At 56.1% G+C, this 13,189-nt stretch carries 16 protein-coding genes; 7 read left to right on the top strand and 9 right to left on the bottom strand.

The window, feature by feature from the left end:
- Positions 1–3: 3 nt before the first annotated feature.
- The gene (locus tag HZS80_RS02350; protein WP_179915046.1) at positions 4–954 is read right to left on the bottom strand and encodes an FAD binding domain-containing protein; all 951 of its coding nucleotides are present in this window, start codon (positions 952–954) and stop codon (positions 4–6) included.
- A complete protein-coding gene (locus HZS80_RS02345; protein WP_179915045.1) occupies positions 951–1,511 on the bottom strand; it encodes a 2Fe-2S iron-sulfur cluster-binding protein in 561 nt (186 codons plus the stop codon). Before HZS80_RS02345 ends, HZS80_RS02350 begins: the two co-directional genes overlap by 4 nt.
- A 136-nt stretch (positions 1,512–1,647) precedes the next feature.
- Here HZS80_RS02345 and HZS80_RS02340 point away from each other — a divergent pair, with 136 nt between their 5' ends.
- Together HZS80_RS02340 and HZS80_RS02335 are read left to right on the top strand one after the other, a co-directional pair.
- Positions 1,648–2,673, top strand: coding sequence for an XdhC family protein (locus HZS80_RS02340; RefSeq protein WP_246361653.1), 1,026 nt, complete (start codon positions 1,648–1,650; stop codon positions 2,671–2,673).
- On the top strand, positions 2,663–3,280 hold the full coding sequence (locus HZS80_RS02335) for a nucleotidyltransferase family protein (protein ID WP_179915044.1): 618 nt from the start codon (positions 2,663–2,665) through the stop codon (positions 3,278–3,280). Before HZS80_RS02340 ends, HZS80_RS02335 begins: the two co-directional genes overlap by 11 nt.
- Here HZS80_RS02335 and HZS80_RS02330 read toward each other — a convergent pair.
- Together HZS80_RS02330 and HZS80_RS02325 are read right to left on the bottom strand one after the other, a co-directional pair.
- Positions 3,261–4,376 carry a metallophosphoesterase gene (locus HZS80_RS02330; RefSeq protein ID WP_179915043.1) on the bottom strand — a complete coding sequence of 372 codons (1,116 nt, stop codon included), beginning with the start codon at positions 4,374–4,376 and terminating at the stop codon, positions 3,261–3,263. The genes HZS80_RS02335 and HZS80_RS02330 overlap by 20 nt on opposite strands.
- Positions 4,377–4,442: 66 nt before the next feature.
- Complete coding sequence (locus tag HZS80_RS02325) at positions 4,443–4,823, bottom strand: DUF423 domain-containing protein (RefSeq protein WP_035555044.1); 381 nt, start codon at positions 4,821–4,823, stop codon at positions 4,443–4,445.
- A 136-nt stretch (positions 4,824–4,959) separates the two neighbouring features.
- Here HZS80_RS02325 and thiS point away from each other — a divergent pair, with 136 nt between their 5' ends.
- From thiS to trmB, 3 genes are read left to right on the top strand one after another with little or no spacing between them, the layout of a single operon-like run.
- Positions 4,960–5,166, top strand: a complete 207-nt coding sequence (thiS, locus tag HZS80_RS02320) for a sulfur carrier protein ThiS (protein ID WP_022521266.1) — start codon at positions 4,960–4,962, stop codon at positions 5,164–5,166.
- 10 nt (positions 5,167–5,176) lie between these two features.
- A complete protein-coding gene (locus tag HZS80_RS02315) occupies positions 5,177–5,971 on the top strand; it encodes a thiazole synthase (RefSeq protein WP_179915042.1) in 795 nt (264 codons plus the stop codon).
- A gap of 15 nt (positions 5,972–5,986) precedes the next feature.
- Positions 5,987–6,757 carry a tRNA (guanosine(46)-N7)-methyltransferase TrmB gene (gene trmB / locus HZS80_RS02310; protein WP_179915041.1) on the top strand — a complete coding sequence of 257 codons (771 nt, stop codon included), beginning with the start codon at positions 5,987–5,989 and terminating at the stop codon, positions 6,755–6,757.
- Between the two features lie 610 nt (positions 6,758–7,367).
- Here trmB and HZS80_RS02305 read toward each other — a convergent pair.
- Positions 7,368–8,282, bottom strand: a complete 915-nt coding sequence (locus HZS80_RS02305) for an AEC family transporter (RefSeq protein ID WP_035555010.1) — start codon at positions 8,280–8,282, stop codon at positions 7,368–7,370.
- 104 nt (positions 8,283–8,386) lie between these two features.
- On the opposite strand from HZS80_RS02305, the gene HZS80_RS02300 reads away from it, so the two are divergent.
- Complete coding sequence (locus HZS80_RS02300) at positions 8,387–8,890, top strand: hypothetical protein (protein WP_035555290.1); 504 nt, start codon at positions 8,387–8,389, stop codon at positions 8,888–8,890.
- Between the two features lie 5 nt (positions 8,891–8,895).
- Positions 8,896–9,489 carry an SCO family protein gene (locus HZS80_RS02295; RefSeq protein ID WP_035555008.1) on the top strand — a complete coding sequence of 198 codons (594 nt, stop codon included), beginning with the start codon at positions 8,896–8,898 and terminating at the stop codon, positions 9,487–9,489.
- A gap of 5 nt (positions 9,490–9,494) precedes the next feature.
- On the opposite strand, the gene HZS80_RS02290 is transcribed toward HZS80_RS02295, so the two are convergent.
- The 4 genes from HZS80_RS02290 to HZS80_RS02275 form a co-directional block, all read right to left on the bottom strand.
- Positions 9,495–10,604 carry an alpha/beta hydrolase family protein gene (locus HZS80_RS02290; RefSeq protein ID WP_035555004.1) on the bottom strand — a complete coding sequence of 370 codons (1,110 nt, stop codon included), beginning with the start codon at positions 10,602–10,604 and terminating at the stop codon, positions 9,495–9,497.
- A gap of 3 nt (positions 10,605–10,607) precedes the next feature.
- Positions 10,608–11,288 (bottom strand): BamJ family beta-barrel-assembly machinery protein, encoded by a 681-nt coding sequence (locus tag HZS80_RS02285; RefSeq protein WP_179915040.1) that lies wholly within the window; start codon positions 11,286–11,288, stop codon positions 10,608–10,610.
- 140 nt (positions 11,289–11,428) lie between these two features.
- Entirely contained in the window at positions 11,429–11,872 is a 444-nt protein-coding gene (locus HZS80_RS02280; RefSeq protein ID WP_035554995.1) for a universal stress protein, read from the bottom strand.
- 21 nt (positions 11,873–11,893) lie between these two features.
- A complete protein-coding gene (locus tag HZS80_RS02275; protein ID WP_035554992.1) occupies positions 11,894–13,177 on the bottom strand; it encodes a TRAP transporter large permease in 1,284 nt (427 codons plus the stop codon).
- Between the last annotated feature and the right edge of the window lie 12 nt (positions 13,178–13,189).

Here is a 13,189-nt window from a genome sequence, read left to right as displayed (position 1 = left end):
GGGTCACTCCTGAGCCAGCAGCGCGGCGAGCGTTCGTTCTGCTAGGGTAAGCTTGTAGGCGTTCTCTTGCGTTGGGCGGGCGCCGTCCAGTAAGCGGGCCATGACAGCCGATGCGCCCTGCGGTAATGCCGCATCGGCGTCATCACGGCGCCAAGGCTTGGGTGCCACACCGCCTAGGGCAACGCGCCCCGTTCCGTCGGGGGCTTGAATCAGCGCAACGGACACCAGCGCAAAGGCGTAAGAGGCCCGGTCGCGCACTTTGTAATAGGCGTGGCGGCCCTCAACAGGAGGCGGCAGCAGCACGGCGGTGATCATTTCGCCTGCTTGCAGAGCAGTCTCCACCTCCGGCGTATCGCCGGGTAGTTGATAAAACTCATCCAGCGTCAGTCGACGTATTTCACCGGTTGACGTCACGGTTTCTACTTCGGCATCCAGCACGCAAAGGGCAACGGCCATATCAGAAGGGTGCGTGGCAATACACGCATCGGACGTGCCGATAATACCCAGTTGGCGCGTGGCGGCGCCTTTGCTCAACGCTGCGCAGCCCGCCCCGGGCGAGCGCTTGTTGCAGGGCATGCCAGTGTCATAAAAGTAGCCACAGCGCGTGCGCTGGAGCAGGTTGCCGCCGGTGGTCGCCTTATTACGCAACTGGCCGGAGGCACCCGACACCAGCGCCCGGCTCAATACCGCGTAGTCCTTACGGACCCGGGTATCCGCCGAGAGCGCGGCGTTGCTGACCAGGGCACCAATGCGCAGGCCGCCCTCATCCGTCGGGGTAATCTCGTCAAGACCCGTGCCCCCTACGTCGATCAGGTGCTTGGGGATTTCGATCTCATGTTTCATCAGGTCCAGCAGGTTCGTACCGCCGGCAATAAACTTGGCGACCGGCACTTCCGCCGCACGGGCCGCCGCCTGGGCCGGGTCGCTGACGCGTTCGTAGGAAAAGGCTTTCATGAGCGCACCTCCGCAACCTGGTTGATGGCTTTGAGAATGTTGGCGTAGGCGCCGCAGCGGCAAAGATTGCCCGACATCCGCTCACGAATTTCCGCATCGCTGATCTCAATAGGCGCATTCAAATCTTTGGTAACATGGCTTGGCAGCCCCGCTTGAATCTCTTCAAGCACCGCCTTGGCCGAGCAGATCTGCCCCGGCGTGCAGTAGCCGCACTGGAAGGCGTCATGATCGACAAAGGCTTGCTGCATAGGATCAAGATGACCGACCTCAGCTGCCCCTTCGATGGTCGAAATATCATCGCCTTCATGCATGACCGCAAGGGACAAGCAGGCGTTGATACGTTCGCCGTTCACCGACACCGTGCAGGCGCCACACTGGCCGTGGTCACAGCCTTTCTTGGTGCCCGTTAGCTTAAGCTGCTCACGCAGGGCATCCAGCAGCGTTGTGCGATTATCCAGGGTTAACGTATGCCGTTCTCTATTAACGGTTAGTGAAAAGGTGCTGCTATCGGGGTTCACGGTCTTGGGGTGTCTTTCGACGTTATTAGAGGAGTTCATTGCTATATGCCTTCCTTGCGCGTTGCTTTCGCTTATTTAGTGCCATAAGGCCTTTAGCATAGACACTATTCCTTCAGGCAGCCCAACTGCGTAAGGTGCGCTACGCTATGACACGTCTATCCACGCAAGCGAGGCAATGGATGCCGCTTGCTCACTACTGGAATCGTTTGAAATGCAGCATTTGGACTTGCAGGTTATCGATCAAGCGCTTACCTGGTCCCGAGAGGGCGAAACGGTCTGGCTGTGCACCGTGCTCGCCACGTTTGGATCATCGCCCCGCGCGCCCGGCGCTTGGATGGCGGTGACCAGGGATGGCAGACACCTGGGGTCGCTCTCCGGCGGCTGTGTGGAGGATGACTTCATCAAGCGCCTGGCCGAAGGGCAGTTTGAACAACCGGCGGTCGTTATACGCTACGGCGATGCAGACGACGCTCAGGGCGGGCATATTGCACTGCCCTGCGGTGGCATTCTAGAGGTATTGGTGGAGCGCCTACCTGCCACGCCGGATATACGCGAGCACCTTGGCACGTTGAAGGCGACGCTTGAAGGCCACCGCCAGTTGATGCGCCATGTCGATATTCACGCTGGTACGCGCTACTTTTCCGACGACACCACATTAGGGCCGCGGGTGGTCTGGCCCAGTGAAGTGAGCGCGCCGCACCGGCTAAAAATGCGACTCGCGCCCGCACGACGGTTGATCATTGCCGGCATTTCGCCCGTCTCCAGCGCCTGCGCTTCGTTTGCCGCCACATTAGGGTTTGAGGTGATTGTCTGTGATCCCGACGAAGCCGCCTGCCAGGCGTTTGATGTTCCAGGGGTCACGGTCAAGGCGCAACTGCCTTCCCAGTACATTGCCGCCAACGGCTGCCACGGCGCCACGGCCATTGTGGCACTCACCCACGACCCGCGCATTGACGACCTAGCAATGATGGAAGCGGTGCGCACACCCGCCTTCTATATAGGCGTCATGGGCTCAAAGCGCACATCAACGGCGCGCGCCGAGCGGCTGATTCGCTCAGGAGGGCTGACCGAAGAGCAAGTCGAGCGACTGCATATGCCGATTGGCCTAGCGCTTGGCAGCATGACCCCGGCGGAAATTGCCCTCGCAATCATGGGGGATATCGTCAGGGTCCAATACGGAAAAGCTACCAATGAGCTCTAGCAATGTCGTCGCCCTGGTGATGGCAGCTGGCTACTCGCGCCGATTTGGTGAGGATGACAAGCGCTGCGCAACTTTAACCGACGGACGCTCGCTGTTGGCAGCCTCTGTCGCGAATGCCGAGCAAGCCTTTCCTATACTGCGCGTGGCAATCCGTGAAGAGGATGATGCGACCCTGCTAGGCCTTGCAGAAAGCACGCCTCTGGTGCGACTTCATCAGGCACATCTTGGGTTAGGGGCAAGCCTCGCCGATGCGATGGCCGCGCTTAGCCACGACGCCCGCCTGAAAAGCGTCGAGGCGGTCGCGATTTTATTGGGCGATATGCCCTGGATTCACCAGAAGACGCTGCTGTCGTTACAGCGGCAAGCCACTCGCGATACCATCGTGCGGCCCTGCCATGAAGGCAAGCCGGGGCATCCGGTTATCTTTGGGCGTATGCTTTGGCCCGCGCTTGAAGCGCTAAGCGGCCATACAGGGGCCAAAGAGATTATTCGCCACAACGCCGCGCACTACCGTGAGTATCAGGTGCAGGATGTGGGTACGCTGATGGATATCGACGAGCCCGCTCACTTAGCGTTATCAACACACGCTACCCCTGGCGGAGCGTAATGCGGGTTAGCTCGGAGGGCTTGCCGAGACGTAAAGCAAACCCTGGCCATAAGCCTGTACCGTTATTGACGTAAAGCGTCATGTCTTGAACATTATAAAAGCCTGAGACGAAACCATTGTTAGCGCTGGCAACCAGTCGATCGAAACCAAGAATCATCCCCCCGTGAGTATGCCCGGAGAGCTGCAGATCCACACCGGCAGCAGCCGCAGCCACCGCATTGCGGGGTTGATGATCCAGCATAATAATCGGCGAGTCGCTCGGTGCCCCTGCTATCGCTTCCTCGACATTCGGCGCAGCAAAAGCGTGCCTGGCGGCCGTAAAATCCGTCACTCCCGCAAGGACTAAGTTCGCCCCCTCGTTGTTGATCACAATGTGTTGATTTGCCAATACCTGCATGCCGAGCGACTGGTAATACTCCATCCACTGCGGGTAACCAAAATAGTACTCATGATTACCCGGAATGGTATAGACGCCGTCGGGCGCTGAAAGCGCTTGTAAAGGGGCCACATCTGCACGACGCACATCCAGGTCGCCATCGATCAAATCCCCGGTGATGACGATTAGATTTGGCTCAAGCGCATTGGCCTTTGACACCACCGCTTCAACCCAAGGGGCTTCAAACAGCCGGCTGATATGCAGATCAGTTAACTGCACAATCTCATACCCATCAAACTCCGCTGAAAGCCCTTGAATGGCCACCTCGATATCCTTAACCGCAGGAATTCTAGCTGCTTGGCTGACGGCAAAAGCAGCCACGCCTAACGCCAACGCTCCCATGCTGTAACGCAGCGAAGAGGGAATGGCGACACGCCTTCTTTTTACTGCCATTAGCATCAGCGCTATCGCATCAACCACTAGCTGAAACACTGCTAGAAACAGCATCGTGCCGAAAATCCAATTGACGACCAGCACAATAGCTCTTGGCACCTCAGGAGAGAACATGGAGCCAAAAGCCATCAAGGTAAGCCAATGATGCTGAGCCACCAGCAACAGCGCAACGCTGAGGAGAGCTTTAAACCAGAGCGGCCATTTGAGTGGCACTAAATAGCGAAGAATAACAATCAGGCAGGGTATGGCGACGACAAAATGAAACATAGAGATGCTCATGAATGGGAAGAAGCGCGGCGCACAGCCACGCGAATATTTGGCCTACAAAGGTGCCTACTGCTTGGCCATCAGTGCGACGACCGCAACCGCCAGCCACCCGGCCATTAACAAAACGCCGCCAATGGGCGTCACAATGCCGAGGCTTAGCCCCGCCAAGGCCATTAAGTAGAGCGAGCCGGAAAAGCACACAACCCCCAATGCCCACAGCGCCAGCACCCAACGCTGACCTGCCAGCGGATGTACTCGACGCCACACCAGTACGATCATAATGGCTAGGGTGTGCCACGCCTGGTAAAGCACGCCGGTCTCGACGGCACTCACCATGGCCTCGGTCGTGCGCGCCGCCAAGCCGTGTGCCGCATAGGCGCCCAGTATTACCATCATGGCGCCTGATAGCGCCGCTATACACCACCACACTTTATCTGTTTGTTGCACACTGCTCTCCTGCTTCAATTTCATCTCTCACTTTCACTTGGTCCATCGTGCTGATTATACCCACGGCGTACCTTGCGCGGCGCTAAACCGCTACAATAGAGCACGAACTGCCACGACGAATGAGACGCGCCTATTTATGTCTATCCAGATACGTCTAAACGGTGAACCCCATACGCTGTCCACCGGCCTCACCGCCGCTGACTTAGTTGAACAGCTGGGCCTTAGTGGTCGTCGTATCGCCGTCGAAATTAACGAAGAGATCGTCCCCCGCAGCCAACACGCCGACACCCGCTTGGTCGATGGCGACCACGTAGAGGTTGTCCACGCGATTGGCGGCGGCTAAAGGAAATACTATGACCCAACTAACTGATACACCGTTAACCATTGCTGGGCGCGATTTTCACTCGCGCCTGCTGGTTGGCACAGGCAAGTACAAAGACTTTACCGAGACCGGCGCCGCCATTGCCCAAAGCGGCGCTGAAATCGTCACGTTTGCCGTACGCCGCACTAATTTAGGCCAGGACGCCGATGCGCCCAACCTGTTAGACGCCATCTCCCCCGAGCGCTACACCCTGCTGCCCAATACCGCCGGCTGCTATAACGCTAAAGATGCTGTGCGCACCTGCCGGTTGGCCCGCGAACTGCTCGACGGTCACAATCTGGTCAAGCTGGAAGTGCTCGGCGACGATCACACGCTTTATCCCAACGTGGTCGAAACGCTAAAAGCCGCTGAAACGCTGCTTGCTGATGGCTTTGACGTCATGGTGTACACCAGCGACGATCCTATTGTGGCACGCGAACTAGAAGCCATGGGCTGCTGCGCCATCATGCCGCTAGGCTCACTGATTGGCTCGGGCCACGGCATTCAAAACCCACACAACGTGCGCTTGATTGTTGAACAGAGCAAGGTACCGGTACTAGTGGATGCGGGCATTGGTACGGCGTCAGATGCTGCCATGGCGATGGAGCTAGGCTGTGACGGCGTGCTGCTGAATACCGCTATTGCCCACGCTCGCGAGCCGCTTCGCATGGCCAACGCCATGAAGCTGGCCGTGGAAGCCGGACGCGATGCGTTTCTAGCCGGCCGCATGCCGCGCCGCCAATCTGCCGATCCCTCTTCACCTTTCGCTGGCCGTATTAACGGTTAATTGATTCGAGACCCCATGACTGAACCCAACGATAGCGTACCCGAACGTCACGCCGCGCCCGAAAGCAACGCCACCACAGGGCCGGAAGGTACGGATGCACCGCTGCATCGCCGCGGCATTAAAAGCTATGTGATCCGCGCGGGCCGTATGACCCAGGCGCAAAACCGTGGCTTAGAAGATATCTGGCCGCGTTTTGGCCTGACCATCGCCGACGGCCGCCAAGACCTGAACGTCCTGTTTGGCCGTCAGGCACCGCGGGTAGTAGAAATCGGCTTTGGCATGGGCAACTCGCTGATAGAACAGGCTGAAACCCATCCAGACACCGACTTTATCGGCATTGAAGTCCACGCCCCTGGCGTTGGCAAACTGCTCGATGAAGTTGATAAGCGCGGCCTGACTAACCTGCGCGTTTACCGCGAGGATGCCCTGGCGGTGCTGGAGCAGTGCCTGCCCGAAGACTCTCTGACCACGCTGCAGCTGTTCTTCCCTGACCCGTGGCCGAAGAAGAAGCACCATAAGCGGCGCATCGTGCAGCCTGCATTTGTTGAGCTCATTCGTACTCGCTTAATGCCGGGCGGAACTTTCCACTTAGCTACCGACTGGGAAGCCTATGCGGAGTGGATGGCCGAGGTAATGGAAGCGGCCCCTGGTTATGCCAACACCGCCAGCGCAGAAACCGCCCCGTACGTGCCACGCCCGGCGTTCCGCCCATTGACCAAGTTTGAAGCCCGCGGCGAGAAACTCGGCCACGGCGTGTGGGATTTGATTTATCAACGAAAGGGGTGACTTACTCAAACGCCGCTGGCAAAGCGTCATTAAATCTAATAAAAGCACGTATTAGAAAAAAGAAAGCCGCTCCAAGGGAGCGGCAAAAAGACCGTGACTAGCAATGAGAGGGAGAAACCATGACAGTAAACTGGCGGTTTCTGTCGTGGTTGCCAACGTCTCATCAAACGCTGACAATAACACTATAATCATTCTCATTTACCTCGTCAATACAAATACGAATATTTTTTATTTACTTTTTTGTCGTAGCAACCTCGCGCCTCTATCTGCATTGTTTCTCAGCGAACAGCGATTGTTTAGATGGTTTAACTGGCACGCGAGGCATACAAACACTTAATGAGCATTTGCCCGGATCTTCATTTCGATTGACACAAGATGATAAAAAGAGAGATCCACAAAAAAAGAAAGCCGCTCCAATGGAGCGGCAAAAGACCGTGACTAGCAATGAGAGGGAGAAACCATGACAGGAAACTGGCGATAATTTTGCCGAGCAACTGTCGTGGTTGCCAGCGTCTCATCAAACGCTGATAAACACACTGTAATAGTTCTCATTTACCTCGTCAATACAAATACGAATATTTTTTATTTAAAGCCTGAGTCTGCCTATCCATCAGCTTACCAATCGCAGCCAAAACGGTAGCGTCGCCATGGCCAATAGGGTTTGTCCGGTGATAATGGCCGCCATCAGTTCAGCATCGCCGCCCAGTTGGCGGGCTAAAATATAGGCAGACGTAGCGGTGGGCAGCGCTGCAAACAGGAGCGCCACGTCACGACTGACCGGATCTAGTTGCAGCACCCAGGTTAATGCCAAGACAAACGCGGGCAGCAGCAGCAGCTTAACGCTATTGGTAGCCAGCACGCCGCGGTCAATACGCATCAACGCCGCCGGGCGCAGCGCTACCCCCACCGCTACCAGCCCCAGTGGCAACGCCGCACGCCCCAATAACTCGACCGTGTCCTGACTCCAACCAGGTAGACCGACACCGGAAAGGTTCAGGCCAATGCCCGCCAAGCAGGCCAGAATTAGCGGATTTTTAATCAGCGCCATTGCGCTTTTACCCACGCTAGCGCCGCCCAGAGTGCCAGCGGCCACAAAGCTAGCCACACACATCACGTTAACCACCGGTACCATTAGTGCCACAGCGACTGCTGCAGTGGTCGCTCCCAAGCTGCCGTGTAGCGCAGCGGCACCAGCAACGCCCACATAAGTATTAAAGCGTACCGCCCCTTGAAACACCGAGGTAAACGCAGCGGGCGTAAGCCGTAACCAGCCCCGTAAACGCCAAAGCAGTATGCCAAACAGCACCATCGCGCCCAGTAATACCAGTGCTAGGCGGCCTACCGGCACTTGGCTCACATCGGCAGTCGCCAACGTTCCCACCAGCATGGCGGGGAACAGTACAAAATAAATAAGCCGCTCCATCTGCGGCCAGAAAGTATCGCTAGGCCAACGCCAATAGCCGAGCACGGTGCCCAGTAAAATCAATAAAAACAGGGGGCCTAAAGCGCCAGTGATACTCTCCATTTGCGTCCCTTTTGCCTGCGACATCCCAGCACAGCGATATCGGCTCGATTACTGTTACCATGGCGAAACACCCGCCTCACGGCTTGCGTAGCGATTATTCTGCCATGAAGATGATATCAAAACCTGCACACCCGGCAGGCTTTCCTGCTTTAAGGGTACTGATACTGGTCACTGGTATAGCGCTGGCTGCCTGTGCCTGGTATGCCTTTGCCCATTGGTTGCACCGCGATAGCGATGTGACTTGGTTTCCCCCCGCTGCAAGCTGCAACTTGCATACAGCGCCTTGTTCCGCCACGTTGGGCGATAAAGGCAGCATCACCCTCCATGTTCAAGCGAGCGGGCGGATTGATGCATTAGAGGTATTACCACTGGAAGTTGAGGTTGATGGCGTTACGGCCACGCAGGTTGACGTTTATTTTGTTGGCCGTGATATGGACTTAGGGCTGCACCGTTTTGCCCTCAGTGCAGGTGCGCCCGGCCATTTTCAAGGACAAGGCCAAGTGGGGATTTGCACCCAAACCGTTATGCCCTGGCGAGCGCGTGTCATACTGGACACTGCAGAAGGCAAAGTGGGTAGTTGGTTCGATTTTGACGTGATTCGGAGTTAACGTATATGGCAAGGAAACCGTTATGGCTAGGCGCGGGGGTGATCGCAGTCTTGCTGGTGACCAGCGGCATAGGCCTCTATCATTATGCTTTCGCCCCCAAAGATGGGGAGCCCGTGGGCGGCCCGGTTGAACTACCCTCTACCCAGGGTGATTTTTCGCTGACCCAGCTGGATGACGATCAGCTAGCCATTTTGTCGTTTGGTTACACGTTCTGCCCTGATATATGCCCGATGACCCAGTCGGTCAAACGCCAAGCCTTGGCTCAACTCTCTGAGGAACAGCGCGAGCGGGTGGTGCCGGTGATGATTACCGTTGACCCCGAACGCGACACCATTGAGCGCATGCAGGAGTACATGGGCTTTTTCGGCGAGGAATTCATTGGTGCGGTAGGCAGTCAGGAGCAGCTTGAGGATGTTGCGTCGCGCTATGGCGTGATATGGCGAAAAGTCGAAGCGCCGGATTCTGCAATGGCATATACCATTGATCACAGCGCCTCGCTCTTTTTAGTTAACCGTGAGGGCGATATTTTGCAGCGAGTGCTCTATTCGCCAACTCCCCATGGGTTAGTCTCGGCATTAGAGAGCGAACTGGGCAGTTAGTCCACTCACTCTGATGCGCTTTCGGGAGCAGTTTGCAAGCGATCCAGCATCGCCAGCAGCGCGCCAATTTGGGTACCGCTACGGGTATCGTGCTGCGGGCTTAGTTGCCACGTACTTTCAGCAAACCCCCACCAGTCCCAGCAGCCCTGCGGGTTCGCCATACTGCTCTCCGCCTGGGGATAAAGCACAATTTGCTGATGCGCTGCCGCCCAGGCATTTAGCCCGGTATAGCGTATGAACGTATCGCCAATCGCTTCTTCATTCATTTGGCAGCCGTGCAGTGCCAGCGTTACCGGGCACTCGCCCGCTTCGCAGCCTTCAGGTATAAACACATAGCCAGTGTCGGCTAAGCCTTTTACCGCAAATTCTGACTGATCAAAGGCAACTAGTTCGCCACCCTGCTCGCCCTCTGGCTGACTACTAGGCTCGCCAGCGTCCGAGGCCTCACGTTCGGGGTAGAGCCAATCCAGCATTTCTCCGGCAATATCTTCATCGCAAGATAATAAGAAACTACCGCCCCCCTGACGACAATCTCCCCACTCCTGGGGCCCAGGGGCGGCTTCACTGGGTAACCGTACCGGCCAACCATGCCCCGCATTTTCGCTGCGCGCAACGCGTAGCTGGTCAGGCGAGTCAAGCCACTGCTGCCACTGCTCGGCGAGCAGGTCGCCGAGCAGTGGCTCAACCACTTCGTCCTCTTCACCGTGCCACAAATAGGCCCTGAGCTGGCTAAGCGCCTCGGCGCTACCTACCTGTTCAAGCCCGAGATAGCGCTGGTGGCGAGACTCAAGCTCATCTAATGAAGGCGCGCCGCGGCGCGTCATCATGCACTGGTTAAGCGCCAAACTCAGCGAGCCTTGTGCACAACTCCAAGGCCCCGCCGCCAGTACGCCCAGGCCACTAAACCGTTCTGGCCAAGCGACCGCCAGCTGGGTCGCCATATAACCGCCCGACGACACCCCCACCACGCTGGCCTGCTCACTCGCAGCACTCAATGCAGGCAAATCTTCGGGCTCACTGGCCGTCTCGGCTTGTGCTAGTAGCGGTGTGCATAGACCTAAGCAAGCTACTGCCCGAGCAAAAGAATACAGGCTGGAAGAGGGGGTTGAAGTCATCGCTTATTCGACGCCTAACAGTTCAACGCGAAAGGTCAGTACTTCATTGGGTCCAATCGGCCCTTGGCCATTCTCGCCATAAGCAATATTCGCAGGGATGTATAGCATCCAGCTATCGCCAACGCTCATCATCTGCAGCGCTTCCTGCCAACCTTCGATCACTTGGTTGGTTTGGAAACTGACTGATTCACCGCGCTCAAAAGAGCTATCGAAAACGGTGCCATCCAGCAGCATGCCTTCATAGTTCACTTCGACGGTATCTTCAGGGCCAGGCGTGGCACCATCACCAGATTCAAGCACTTCATACTGAAGGCCAGAGTCCGTCACTGTCACTTCTTCACGTTCGGCGTTTTCAGCCAGGAAAGCTTCGCCCTCTTCGAGATTGTTCTGCGCCATCTCTTCAGCTTCGGCTTCACGTGCTTGCATTGATTGCTCTTGGAACGCCATCAACGCTTCAGTCATCTCTTCTTCACTAAGCGCTAAATCATTACCTTCAAACACGTCACTCATACCGTCGTGAAACGCATCCAAGTCGAGGTCTTTGATATCGGCCTGCATGCTTTCACCCAGAGTGACACCCAGGCTGTAAGCCAAACGCTGTTCATCGGTTTCGGGCGCTGCCGCTGCAAAAGGGGCGACCAAAAGCAAACCTGTCAAAGCCGTGGTAGAGAGCAGTAGTTTCATGAAAGATCCTTTTATCTTTTATATAGCGGCGCCGAACGCCTATCTGGGTCACTTAAAGATTAACACCCACCGCCCCAAGCTGCATCTTTAGGGCGGTGGGTGTTAATAAGACCATAAAGCAAGCAAGAGGTTTAACGGATTTAGACGACCAACGTAGGACAATGAGCGGCGCCAGCAACCCGTTGAGAGACACTCCCCAGCAGCGGATTCTTTTCGCCGTTGGTGCCCTGGGCGCCAATCACGATCAGATCGCACTCTCGTTTACGGGCGAAACGCACAATAATTCGCGAGGGGCGCCCGCCTTTTACAAAGGCACGCACGCGGGAGTCATCAGCGCCCAGCTCAATAGCATGCGCTTTCGCATGTATGGCGATCTCGGTGGCGTACTCTTTTAACGCATCGTCAGGAATATCCAACTGATTGGGCCGCACCATGGAAAGCGAGGCTTCCAACAGGCTGTGGTGTTTAAACACGCACAGCAGATAAAGCTCGGCGCCCGTTAGCATCTGCAAGCCTACCGCCTTCTCCAGCGCCCTTAAGGCGCCTTTTGAGCCATCCACCGGGACTAATATGCGATTAAACATTCGCGTACTCCTTGTGGCTGTTTAGCGGAAGGCAACATCGCGCAGGAACAGTGCAATTTGCGGGAACATAATCAACAAGGCGGCCGCTAAAATCAGCATGAAAATAAACGGCGGTGTGCCTTTTATCACATCCCAGTAAGGACGTTTGAAAATCGCAATCGCGGTGAAAATATCGCAGCCGAAGGGCGGCGTTGCCGAACCTATCGCCACCTGCAGTGTTATCAAAATACCCACCAGCACAGGGTCTAAGCCTGTTGCGGCAATAGCCGGTGCGAAAATCGGTGTTAGCACTAGGATGACCACAATCGGGTCAACGAACATGCACGCCACAAAGAAGGAGATACAGATGGCAATCAGCACACCCGTCGGCCCGGCGTCATTGACCCCCACGCTCTCCAAGATCATCTGCGGGATCTGAGCAAACGAAATAATCCACGAGAAACCATTGCCTACGGCCACCAGAATAAACACCACCGCGGTGATCAAGCCGGTTGATTTTGCGATGGCATAAATATCGTGCATTTTGAGCGAGCGGAAGACCACAAACTCTAGCAAAACGGCATACAGCACGCAGGCGGCAGCGGCTTCCGTTGGGCTGAAGATACCGCCGTAAATACCGCCAACGATAATCACCGGGAAACCGAGCGGCCACAGCGCTTGCTGCACGGCCACGGCACGCTGTTTCCAGCTTGACTTTGGTTCGGTAGGTACGTCTTTTACGATGGCATAAATAATGCTGTAGGCCGAAAACATCAGCAGGATCATTAAGCCTGGCCCAATCCCGGCAATAAACAGCTCGCCAATTGATGTACCCGAGATAACCCCGTAGATAATCATGCCGATACTAGGTGGGATCAGAAAGGCAATATCACTGGCATTAATGATTAGCGCCAGCGTAAACGAGTCAGAGTAGCCCGCTTTGAGCATTTTGGGTCGCAATGGTGAGCCCACGGCCACCACCGTGGCCTGGGTAGAGCCTGAGACGGCGCCGAATAGCGTACATGAAGCTGCGGTGCTCACCGCCAACCCACCTTTGATATGACCGATAAACGACATCACCATATCAATTAAGCGATTCGCGGATTGCCCGCGGGTCATAATGTCGGCAGCAAGAATAAACATCGGCACGGCAATCAACGAAGCAGGCCGAATCCCCGCCATCATTTGCTGGATGAGCGTATCCATCTGACCGAAGCCGTTAAACATCATGTAAAAGCCAATTACCGCAGCGGTAATCAACGGGATCATCATAGGAAAGCCCAGCAACAGCAGGGCAATCATAGTGGAGACCATTATTGTCGTCATAGCTATTCCCCT

Origin of the sequence: Vreelandella glaciei, from assembly GCF_013415125.1 — a bacterium.
Lineage (GTDB): Bacteria > Pseudomonadota > Gammaproteobacteria > Pseudomonadales > Halomonadaceae > Vreelandella > Vreelandella glaciei.
This window is presented reverse-complemented; position numbering and strand designations above follow the sequence as displayed.

What these genes read in the sequence shown, in the direction of transcription:
- HZS80_RS02350 (WP_179915046.1), bottom strand. Translation starts at nt 954, where the DNA reads ATGAAAGCCTTTTCCTACGAACGCGTCAGCGACCCGGCCCAGGCGGCG.
- HZS80_RS02345 (WP_179915045.1), bottom strand. Translation starts at nt 1,511, where the DNA reads ATGAACTCCTCTAATAACGTCGAAAGACACCCCAAGACCGTGAACCCC.
- HZS80_RS02340 (WP_246361653.1), top strand. Translation starts at nt 1,648, where the DNA reads ATGGATGCCGCTTGCTCACTACTGGAATCGTTTGAAATGCAGCATTTG.
- HZS80_RS02335 (WP_179915044.1), top strand. Translation starts at nt 2,663, where the DNA reads ATGAGCTCTAGCAATGTCGTCGCCCTGGTGATGGCAGCTGGCTACTCG.
- HZS80_RS02330 (WP_179915043.1), bottom strand. Translation starts at nt 4,376, where the DNA reads ATGTTTCATTTTGTCGTCGCCATACCCTGCCTGATTGTTATTCTTCGC.
- thiS (WP_022521266.1), top strand. Translation starts at nt 4,960, where the DNA reads ATGTCTATCCAGATACGTCTAAACGGTGAACCCCATACGCTGTCCACC.
- HZS80_RS02315 (WP_179915042.1), top strand. Translation starts at nt 5,177, where the DNA reads ATGACCCAACTAACTGATACACCGTTAACCATTGCTGGGCGCGATTTT.
- trmB (WP_179915041.1), top strand. Translation starts at nt 5,987, where the DNA reads ATGACTGAACCCAACGATAGCGTACCCGAACGTCACGCCGCGCCCGAA.
- HZS80_RS02305 (WP_035555010.1), bottom strand. Translation starts at nt 8,282, where the DNA reads ATGGAGAGTATCACTGGCGCTTTAGGCCCCCTGTTTTTATTGATTTTA.
- HZS80_RS02300 (WP_035555290.1), top strand. Translation starts at nt 8,387, where the DNA reads ATGAAGATGATATCAAAACCTGCACACCCGGCAGGCTTTCCTGCTTTA.
- HZS80_RS02295 (WP_035555008.1), top strand. Translation starts at nt 8,896, where the DNA reads ATGGCAAGGAAACCGTTATGGCTAGGCGCGGGGGTGATCGCAGTCTTG.
- HZS80_RS02290 (WP_035555004.1), bottom strand. Translation starts at nt 10,604, where the DNA reads ATGACTTCAACCCCCTCTTCCAGCCTGTATTCTTTTGCTCGGGCAGTA.
- HZS80_RS02285 (WP_179915040.1), bottom strand. Translation starts at nt 11,288, where the DNA reads ATGAAACTACTGCTCTCTACCACGGCTTTGACAGGTTTGCTTTTGGTC.
- HZS80_RS02280 (WP_035554995.1), bottom strand. Translation starts at nt 11,872, where the DNA reads ATGTTTAATCGCATATTAGTCCCGGTGGATGGCTCAAAAGGCGCCTTA.
- HZS80_RS02275 (WP_035554992.1), bottom strand. Translation starts at nt 13,177, where the DNA reads ATGACGACAATAATGGTCTCCACTATGATTGCCCTGCTGTTGCTGGGC.